At 72.0% G+C, this 10,776-nt stretch carries 2 protein-coding genes; both read right to left on the reverse strand.

The annotated features are described in order from the left end of the window. The coding region (locus ACP4J3_RS50100; RefSeq protein WP_426544871.1) for a type I polyketide synthase at positions 1 to 6,791 on the reverse strand (6,791 nt) is incomplete at its 3' end. 88 nt (positions 6,792 to 6,879) lie between these two features. Further along, positions 6,880 to 10,776 (reverse strand): SDR family NAD(P)-dependent oxidoreductase (locus ACP4J3_RS50105; RefSeq protein ID WP_426544873.1); only part of this gene is annotated, 3,897 nt, incomplete at its 5' end.

The following is a 10,776-nucleotide window of genomic DNA, read 5'->3' on the forward strand; positions in this document are numbered from 1 at the left end:
GTGAAGTGGCTGCGCCCGGTGGCCAGCGTGGACGCCACCCGCACCGCATCCACAGCGGAGGCGGCCACGAAGTCCCGCAGACGTGCGGCCTGTTCGTGCAGCGCGGTCTCGGTCTTGCCGGACACCAGCCACGGCACCACCGGCAGCGCGGCCTCGACCGGCGTGTCCTCGACGGCAGGCGCAGCTTCCAGGATCACGTGCGCATTCGTCCCGCTGACACCGAAGGACGACACTCCGGCGCGACGCGCATGCCCGGTCTCCGGCCAGGGGATCGCGTCGGTGAGCAGGGCGACGGCGCCTTCGTCCCAGTCGACGTACGGGGAGGGGGCTTCGGAGTGGAGGGACTTGGGCAGGACGCCGTGGCGCATGGCCATGATCATCTTGATCATGCCGCCGGCCCCCGCGGCGGCAACGGCGTGCCCGATGTTGGACTTGACGGAGCCCAGCCACAACGGCCGGTCGTCGGGCCGCTCCTGCCCGTACGTGGCGATGAGGGCCTGTGCCTCGATCGGGTCACCGAGTGAGGTCCCGGTGCCGTGGGCCTCGACGGCGTCGATGTCGGCCGGAGTGAGGTGGGCGTTGGCCAGGGCGGCCTGGATGACGCGTTGCTGGGAGGGACCGTTGGGGGCCGTCAGGCCGTTGCTGGCACCGTCCTGGTTGATCGCCGTACCGCGGACCAGAGCGAGGACCCGATGTCCGTTGCGCCGGGCGTCCGAGAGCCGTTCGAGGACGAAGGTCGCCGCGCCCTCACTCCAGGCGACGCCGTCGGCGGCGGCGGAGAAGGACTTGCAGCGGCCGTCGGGGGCGAGCCCGCGCAGTCGGCTGAACTCCTGGAACATGCCGGGCGTCGCATGCACCGTCGCCCCACCGACGAGGGCCAGAGGGGACTCGCCGTCGCGTAGCGACTGGCACGCGAGGTGCAGCGCGACCAGCGAGGAGGAGCATGCCGTGTCGACACTGAACGCAGGGCCCTCCAGCCCGAAGGTGTAGGCGATGCGGCCGGAGGCGACGCTCGGCGAACTGCCCGTCAGCAGGTAGCCCTCGACGTCTTCGGGGCCGCGGTGGCCGAGCAGCGAGTACTCTCCGGCGGAGATGCCGATGAACACGCCGGTGCTGCCGCCGCGCAGCGTGGCCGGATCGATCCCCGCCCGTTCCAGGGCCTCCCAACTGGTCTCCAGCAGGAGCCGCTGCTGCGGATCCATGGCCAGTGCCTCGCGCGGGCTGATCCCGAAGAACGCGGCGTCGAAGCGGTCGGCGTCGTGCACGAAGCCGCCGTGCCGGCCGTACGTCTTGCCCGGGGCCTTCGGGTCGGGGTCGTAGATGCCGTCGATGTCCCAGCCGCGGTTGGTGGGGAACTCCGAAATCCCCTCGCGGCCTTCGACGACCAGCTCCCACAGGTCTTCCGGTGAGGAGACGCCGCCCGGGTAGCGGCAGGCCATGCCGACGATCGCGATGGGCTCGTCGGTCGCGGCGGACGCGGTACGGGTGGCTCCCGCAGCGGATCGGTGGGCGGGCCCGTCCGCCGTGGCTTCGAGCTTGGTGCTCAGGTAGCAGGCGAGCGCGGTGGCGGTCGGGTAGTCGAAGAGGGCGGTGGCCGGCAGTCGCAGTCCGGTGGCGGTGTTGAGGTGGTTGCGTAGTTGGACGGCGGTGAGTGAGTCGAAGCCGAGGCCTTGAAACGCCTGGTCGGGATCGATTGCGTCCACCGTGTCGTGGCCGAGTGCGTCGGCGGCGTGGCGGCGAACCAGATCCAGCAGTATCCGGTGCCGCTCGGCCGTGTTCCTGCCCGCCAGGTCCTGCTGGAGCCGTGAGGTCTCGGCCGCCGCGCGCTGAGCCGTGCGTCGGGCGCGGGCCCGGGGGGTGGTGGTGAGCCTGGCGGGGATGAGCAGCGGCGTGTGCACGCCGGCGGTGAGGGTGGTGGTCAGCAGGGCCAGCGCCTGGTCGGGGGAGAGGGGTTGCACTCCCTTGCCGGCGATGCGGTGGTGGTCGCTCGTGGCGAGAGCGCCGGCCATGCCGCCATCGGCCGTCCACGGTCCCCAGGCGAGGGAGGTGGCGGGCAGGCCCTGTGTGTGGCGGTGTGCGGCGAGGGCGTCCAGGAAGGTGTTCGCGGCGGCGTAGTTGGCCTGCCCGGGGTTGCCCAGCACACCGGCCGCGGAGGAGAAGAGGACGAAGGCCGTGAGGTCGTGGTCCTGGGTGAGGTGGTGGAGGTTCCAGGCGGCGTCGGCCTTGGGGCGCAGGACGGTGTCGAGGCGGTCCGGGGTCAGGGACTGCACGGTGGCGTCGTCGAGTACGCCGGCGGCGTGGATGACGGCGGTGAGGGGGTGCTCGTCGGGAATGCCGGCCAGCAGTGCGGTCAGGGCCTCGCGATCCGCGGCGTCGCAGGCGGCAATGGTGACCCGCGCTCCCAACTCGGCCAGGTCCGCCTCAAGTTGCGCGGCACCCTCGGCGTCGGGTCCGCGGCGACTGGTGAGCAGCAGGTGCCGTACGCCGTGCTGCTCGACCAGGTGACGGGCGACCAGCCGGCCCAGGGCGCCGGTACCGCCGGTGATCAGGACCGTGCCGCCGGCGCGGAAGGCGGTCTCGGCGTCGCCCTCGGAGTCCGTCGCACGGACGAGCTGCGGGGTGTACAACCTGCCCTCACGCAGGGCGACTTGGGGCACTTCGGCAGTAAGGGCCAGGGGCAGGACAGTCCGGGAGGCGTCCTCCTGGTCGAGGTCGATCAGGAGCAGGCGGCCCGGATTCTCCGACTCTGCGCTGCGCACCAGACCCCACAGGGCGGACGCGGGCAGGTCGGCCGGCGGTTCGTTGTCGGTCGTGGCGACGGCGTGACGGGTGAGGAACGCCAGACGACAAGTGGCGAAACGCTCGTCCGAAAGGAAGCCCTGGATCAGCGCGAGGGCGCGATGGGTGTGGGCGTGGACCACGTCCGCGGGGTCGGTGCAGGAGTCCTCGGGGGAGGCGAACGGGGCCAGGACGACCCCGGGAACCGGCGCCCCCTCCGCCAGCGCCGTACTCAACGACTCCCAGTCCGCATGATGGTCGGCCTCGATGCCCAGCCCCGATGCGAAGGCGTCGTCGCCCAGGACAGCCCAGCGTCCGGCCGCGGCAGCCGCATCAGGGGTGCGCAGGGGCGTCCACCGCAGCTCGAACAGGTCCTGCCGCGCGCTACGCACGGCCGCCAGCTGCTCCGGGCCGACCTCACGGGTGGAGAGCGAGTCGATCCTCATCACCGGAGCGCCGGTGTCGTCGAAGATCGCCAGCGTCAGCGTGTCGGCGTCCACGACCCCGATACGGACCCGCAGCGCGGTGGCACCGGTGGCGTGCAACGACACCCCGGACCAGGAGAACGGCACACCGAGCCGGAGCGCGGCCGGGTCGCCGCCCGCCCGGCGGAGCTTCTCGGCGAAGAAGGACTGGAGCGCCGCGTCGAGCAGCCCCGGATGGATCCCGAAGGAGTCGACATCGGCGCCGTCGGGCAGGGAGACCTCGGCATACACGGCCCCCTCGCTCAGCCAGGCGGTGTGCAGACCGAGGAAGAGCGGCCCGTAACCGAAGCCCAAGGCGGCCAGGTGCCGCTGGAGGGCATCGACATCGACGGGGACGGCGCCGGCGGGCGGCCATGCCGTCAGTGTCTCCGGTTCGACCCGCAGACCGGTGCCGATGAACCCGTCGGCGTGACGCGACCAGTCGGTGTCCGGCGGGACGCCCTCGGGACGCGAGTGCAGCGTGAATGCACGCCGCCCCGCCTCGTCCACGGCACCGATCGTGAGCCGCAGTTGCAGGGCCCCCTGTTCGGGTACGGCGAGAAAGACATGGTGGGTGAGTTCGTCCAGGTATCCGCCGCCGATGTGATCGGCCGCGTGGAGCACCAGATCCACGTACGCCGTTCCCGGCACGATGACGGAGCCGCCGATGACGTGATCGGCGAGCCAGGGGTGTGTGGCCAGGGAGACCCGGCCGGTGAAGAGATGGCCTTCGCCGCCGGGCAGTTCGATGGCCGCATCCAGGAGGGCGTGGCCCGTCTCGTTCTGCCCGAGCCTGCCGGGACTGGTGACCGGGTCGGACCGGAGCCAGTAACTCTGGTGTTGGAAAGGGTAGGTGGGGAGATCGGGAAGGCTGTCGGCCGAGTGGGGGAGGAGGGTCCGCCAGTCGGGGGTGACGCCATGGGTGTACGCCATGAGCACGGCCGTGGCGAGCGACTCGCGCTCCGCCTGGTCCGCGCCGTGCGTGGCGATCGCGGCGGGCCGGTCCAGGGTGGTGCTGACGAGCGTGGTGAGCGTCGCGTCCGGGCCGAGTTCGACGTATGTGGTCACGCCATGTGCGTCCAGGGTGTGGATGCCCTGATGGAAGCGGACGGCCTGGCGGATGTGGTCGGTCCAGTAGCCGGCTGACGTGAGCTGCTCTGAAGTGGCGAGTTCGCCGGTGACGTTGGAGATGACGGGGATCTGGGGGCGGTGGTAGGTCAGGCCGGCCGCCACGGTGTGGAAGTCGGTGAGGATGGGGTCCATGTGGGGGCTGTGGAAGGCGTGGCTGACGGGGAGTTGGTGGGTTTTGCGGCCGTGGTCTTTCCAGTGCTGGGCGAGGGCGAGGACGGCGGGGGTGTCGCCGGAGATCACGATCGAGGTGGGGCCGTTGATGGCGGCGATGTCGACGCCGTCGGTGAGGTGGGGCCGCATCTCTTCTTCCGTGGCCTGTACCGCAACCATGGCGCCGTCTGTGGGGAGGGATTGCATGAGGCGGGCGCGGGCGGCGACGAGGGTGCAGGCGTCGGGCAGGGAGAGGACGCCGGCGAGGTGGGCTGCGGTGATCTCACCGAGGGAGTGGCCGATGAGGTAGTCGGGGTGTGCGCCCCAGTGCTCCAGGAGCCGGTACAGGGCGGTCTGGTGGGCGAAGAGGGCGGGTTGGGTGTAGCCGGTGTGGTCCAGCAGCTCGGCTTCCGGGGTGCCGGGTTCGGCGAACATCACCTCCCGCAGCGGCCGGTCGAGGAGCGGGTCGAGGTGTGCGCAGACGTCGTCGAGGGCGGCGGCGAAGACGGGGAAGGCGGTGTACAGGTCGTGTCCCATGCCGGGGCGCTGGCTGCCCTGTCCGGCGCACAGGAAGGCCAGCTTCCCAGCCGAACCGGCGTTACCCGCCAGCACGTTGGACGCGTGCTCCCCGCGCGCCAGGGCGTCGAGTCCGGCGAGCAGTTCGTCGGTGGTGGTGCCGGTGACCGCGGCCCGGTGGGTGAAGTGGCTGCGAGTCGTGGCGAGGGCACCCGCCACCTGTACCGGGTCAGCGTCGGACGCGGCCACGAAGTCCCGCAGACGTGCGGCCTGTTCGTAGAGCGCGGCTTCGGTCTTGCCGGACAGCACCCACGGCACCACCGGCAGCGTGCCTTCAGCGGGATCCCCCGGCTCGGCTTCCTGCCGGGCGGGCGCAGCTTCCAGGATCACGTGCGCATTCGTCCCGCTGATCCCGAACGACGACACCGCCGCCCGCCGCGGACGCCCGCTGTCGGGCCAGGCGACGGGCTCGGTCAGCAGCCGTACCGCCCCTGCCTGCCAGTCCACGTGCGGGCTGGGTTCATCCACGTGCAGGGTCCGCGGCAGCACCCCGTTGCGCATGGCCTGCACCATCTTGATGATTCCCGCGACTCCGGCGGCGGCCTGGGTGTGGCCGATGTTGGACTTCACCGATCCCAGCCACAACGGCCGCTCACCAGGCCGCTCCTGCCCGTAGGTGGCGATGAGGGCCTGTGCCTCGATCGGGTCCCCCAGTGTGGTCCCCGTGCCGTGGGCTTCGACGGCGTCGATGTCGGCCGGGGTGAGGCGGGCGCTGTCCAGCGCGGCCCGGATCACCCGCTGCTGGGAAGGCCCGTTCGGTGCGGTCAGGCCGTTGCTGGCGCCGTCCTGGTTGACGGCCGAGCCCCGCACGACGGCCAGTACCCGGTGGCCGTTGCGCTCCGCGTCCGACAACCGCTCCAGTACGAGCATGCCGACGCCCTCGGCCCAGCCCGTTCCGTCGGCCGCCGCGGCGAACGGCTTGCAGCGGCCGTCGCGGGCGAGACCGCGCTGACGGCTGAACTCCAGGAAGATCCCCGGGCTGGGCATGATCGTGGCGCCGCCCGCCAGGGCCAGTGAGCACTCCTCGCCCCGCAGCGCCTGGACCGCGAGGTGCAGGGCGACCAGGGAGGAGGAGCAGGCCGTGTCGACGGAGACGGCGGCGCCCTCCAGGCCCAGGGCGTAGGCCGGTCGGCCGGAGGCGACGCTGGCGGCGATGCCGGTGAGGATGTAACCGTCGGCGCCTTCGGACCCGGGGTGGCGAAGAGAGGCGTACTCCTGGCCGCCGACACCGGCGAACACGCTGGTCGCGGTGCCGTGCAAGGTGGTCGGGGCGATGCCCGCCCGTTCCAGGGCCTCCCAGGTGGTCTCCAGCAGTAGCCGCTGCTGCGGATCCATGGCCAGTGCCTCGCGGGGGCTGATCCCGAAGAACTCCGCGTCGAACGCGTCGGCGTCGTGGATGAAGCCGCCGGTGCGGGCGTAGGTCTTGCCCGGCATGTCCGGGTCGGGGTCGTAGATGCTGTCGACGTCCCAGCCACGGTTGGTGGGGAACTCCCCGATCGCGTCGCGGCCGTCGGCGACCAGCTCCCACAGCTCCTCGGGGGAGGTGACGCCGCCCGGGTAGCGGCAGGCCATGCCGACGATGGCGATCGGCTCCTGCTTCCTGGCCTCGAGCCGCTGCACCTGCCGGCGCGCCTGATGCAGGTCAGCGCTCACCCGCTTGAGGTAGTCACGAAGCTTCTGCTCGTTCGCCATCCGCTGCCGATCCTTCCGGGGAATCCAAGAAGCAAGCACTCGTTCCGGGGAAGCGGTTGGCGCAGGAGGGCCCTGCGCCGACCGGTTCTCAGAGTTCGTTGTCGATCAGGTCGAAGATCTCGTCGTCCGTCGCGCCGTCGAATCGCATGGCGAAGTCCTCGCCCTCACCGGGCTCCCCGCCGCTGCCGTCGGTCTCCCGGGTGTCGAGCCTGAAGAGGAGCGCCTTCAGACGTGCGGCGAGCCTGCCGAGCGTCCCGTCGTCCGGTGGGGCGGCGAGCACCGCCTTCTCCAGGCCTTCGAGGCCGGCCATGAGGTCCGTGTCGCCGGTCGGCGCGGGAACGGCGGGGGCCAGTTCGCCCTGGAGGAACTCGGCGACCGCAGCCGGTGTGGGACGGTCGAAGACCAGGGTGCTGGGCAGGCGAAGGCCCAGTGCGGTGCCCAGCCGGTTACGGAACTCGACCGCGGCCAGCGAGTCGAACCCGAGGTCCTTGAAGGCCTGTTCGCCCCTGATGTCCGACGGTGAGGCGTGGCCCAGTACGGTCGCCGCCTCGGAGCGGACCGTCTGGAGCAGGGTCTCCCGTTGTTCGGCGTCCGGCAGACCCGCCAGCCGCTGCTGCCACCGCGCCGACATCGAAGCGGCAGGCGCCTGAGTACCGGCCTGCCGCAGGCGTCGCACCCGGACGAGCCCGCGGAGCAGCGGCGGCAGGCCGGCCGGGTCCGTGCCGGCTCGCAGTGTCGTGGTGTTCAGCCGCGCGGGCACCACGAGCGGGCGGCTGCTGCGCAGCGCGGCGTCGAACAAGGCCAGCGCCTCGTCCGTCGGCAACGCGGTGACATGCGCACGGCTCACCCGGGACAGGTCGGCCCGGTCGAGATGCCCTGTCATGCCGCTCGCCTGGTCCCACAGTCCCCAGGCGAGGGAGGTGGCGGGCAGACCGTGTGCCCGGCGGTGCACGGCGAGGGAGTCGAGGTAGGCGTTGGCGGCGGCGTAGTTGGCCTGCCCGGCGCTGCCGAGGGTGCCCGCGACCGAGGAGAACAGGATGAACTCCGCCAGGTCGGCGTCCCGGGTCAGCTCGTGCAGGTTCCAGGCGGCGTCGGCCTTCGGGCGCAGGACGGTGTCGAACCGCTCCGGTGTCAGCGCCTGCACGGTCGCGTCGTCGAGCACACCTGCCGCGTGGATCACCGCAGTGAGCGGGTGTTTCGACGGCACCGCGGAGAGCAGTCCGGCCAGTGCCTCGCGGTCGGCGGCGTCACAGGCAACGACGGTGATGTCCGCCCCGAGCTCGGTCAGCTCGGCCTCCAGCTCGGCAGCCTGAGCAGCATCCGGTCCCTGACGACTCGTCAACAGCAGGTGACGTACTCCGTGTTCGTGGACGAGACGGCGTGCGACGAGCCCGCCGAGGGTGCCCGTGCCACCCGTGATCAGCACGGTTCCGTCCGGGTCGAGCGGTGCCGGAACCGTGAGGACGATCTTGCCGACGTTGCGTGCCTGGCTGAGGTATCGGAAGGCTTCGGGTGCCCTGCGCACGTCCCAGGTGGTGATCGGCAGCGGGCGCAGCACACCCTGTTCGAAGAGCGCGACGAGTTCGCCGAGCATCTCCTGGATGCGGTCCGGTCCGGCGTCCTGGAGGTCGAAGGGCCGGTACCCCACATCCGGGTGCCGCGCCGCGACCTCGTCGGCCTCGCGGATGTCGGTCTTGCCCATCTCCAGGAAGCGACCGCCGGGCCGCAGCAGCCGCAGTGATGCGTCCACGAACTCCCGCGCCAGGGAGTTCAGTACGACATCCACGCCCTCGCCGCCGGTCGCGGTGCGGAAATGCTCCGCGAACTCCAGCGTGCGGGAGTTCGCGAGGTGCGCCTCGTCGAAGCCCTGGGTGCGCAGGACATTCCACTTGCCCGGGCTGGCGGTGCCGAACACCTCCACGCCCCAGTGTCGGGCGAGCTGGACGGCCGCCATGCCCACGCCGCCCGCCGCTGCGTGCACCAGCAGCCGCCGGCCCGGCCGCACCCCCGCCAGATCGGACAGACCGTAGTAGGCCGTCAGGAACACCACGGGCACAGACGCCGCCTCGGCGAAGCCCATCCCGGCCGGGAGCCGCGTCAGCAGCCGGTGGTCCGTGACCGCGACCGGGCCCATGGCGCCCGCAAAGAGGCCCATCACCCGGTCACCCACGGCGATCGAGGTGACATCGGGGGCGACTTCGAGCACCACGCCGGCGCCCTCGCCGCCCAGGGTTTCCCGCCCCGGATACATGTCCAGGCCGATGAGCACGTCCCGGAAGTTGAGGCCCGTCGCCCGTACCGCGACCCGCACCTGCCCCGCACACAGGGGCGCGGAGGCATCCGACGCGGCGACGACCGCGAGGTTGTCCAGCGTCCCCTTCTCGGGGATGTCCACCCGCCAGACCGGCTCGGCTTCCGGTACCGCCAGTGCCGTATCCGCGTCCGCGCGCACCAGCCGGGGCGCGAGGACGGCACCGTCCCGGACCGCGAGCTGCGGCTCCCCGCCCCCGGCGGCAGCGGCCACCGCCGCAGGGAGCACGTCCAAGGAAGTGGCCCGGTCGTCGAGGTCGACCAGCGCGAACCGGTCGGGGTTCTCCAACTGCGCCACACGCAGCAGACCCCACACCGTGGCCGCGGCCAGATCGCCGACGTCCTCCCCGCCCTGTACGGCGACGGCACCGCGGGTCACCACCAGCAGCCGGGAGCCGCCGAACCGCTCGTCGGCGAGCCACTCCTGCACCAGATCCAGCGTCCGATGCGAGACGGTGTGCGCGGCCTCGGCGCCAGCCCCGTCGACCGGATCGCAGACCGCGAGGACCAGGGCCGGCACGGTCACGCCGGACTCCACGGCCCGCACGAGATCCGGAAGATCCTCATATGCCGCTCCCGCCAGGGCCGCGGCCAGATCGGGTTGATCGCCGAGGACCACCGGTCCGCCGCCGGCACCCGGTTCCCCGACGACATCGATCGTGGCCCAGTCGACGTGGAACAGCGCGTCCTGCCCTCCCCGCTGCGCCGCGACGAGACGTTCGGGGACGAGCGGCCGCAGGTCCAGGCTCTCGACCGAGGCGACCGCAACACCCGCTTGGTCGGCAACCCGAAGTGCCACCCCACCCTGCTCCGACGGCGACAGCCGCACCCGCAGACGAGCGGCCCCGACGGCATGCAGAGCAACTCCCGTCCACGCGAACGGAATACGCACCCCCTGCGCGTCCCCCTCGTCCGAGCCGCCGGTGTCGCCGTCGAGGACGAGCGGATGCAGTGCAGCGTCCAGCAGAGCGGGGTGAATCCGGAACCGTCCCGCGTCGCCCTCGTCGGGCAGCGCCACTTCGGCGTACACGTCGTCGCCGAGCCGCCAGGCGGCTTCCAGCCCCTGGAACGCCGACCCGTACTCCAGACCCATGACGCCCGCGCGGTCGTGGACGCTCCCGAGATCGACGGGCACGGCCCCGGCCGGCGGCCACACGGCCAACCCTTCCGCCTCGGCCGCCCGCCCAACGCCTACGAACCCGGTCGCGTGCCGGGACCACTCGGCCTCCGGCGTGGCGCCCTCGGGACGTGAGTGAACCCTGACCGGACGCCCACCGGCTTCGTCCGGCAGCCCCACGGTGACCCGCAGCTGAACCGCACCCTCCTCCGGTACGACGAGAGGCGCCTCCAGCGTGAGCTCGTCGACGCGCTCACAGCCGATGTACTCGGCCACCGCGAGCACCAGATCGACGTACGCCGTCCCCGGCAGGATCACCACACCGCGCACGGCATGGTCCCCGAGCCACGCTTGCGTCCGCCGCGACAGCCGGCCCGTGAAGAGGTGCCCTTCGCCGTCGGGCAGCTCGATCGCCGAGGTGAGCAGCGGGTGGTCGATGGCGGCCTGCCCCAGCTGGTCGGGACTGGTGAGCGAGGTCGGCTGGAGCCAGTAGGGGTGGTGTTGGAAGGGGTAGGTGGGGAGGTCGGTGGGTGGGGTGGTGGGGAGGATGGTGGGCCA

This window comes from Streptomyces sp. UG1 (assembly GCF_049974585.1).
Taxonomy (GTDB): Bacteria; Actinomycetota; Actinomycetes; order Streptomycetales; family Streptomycetaceae; genus Streptomyces.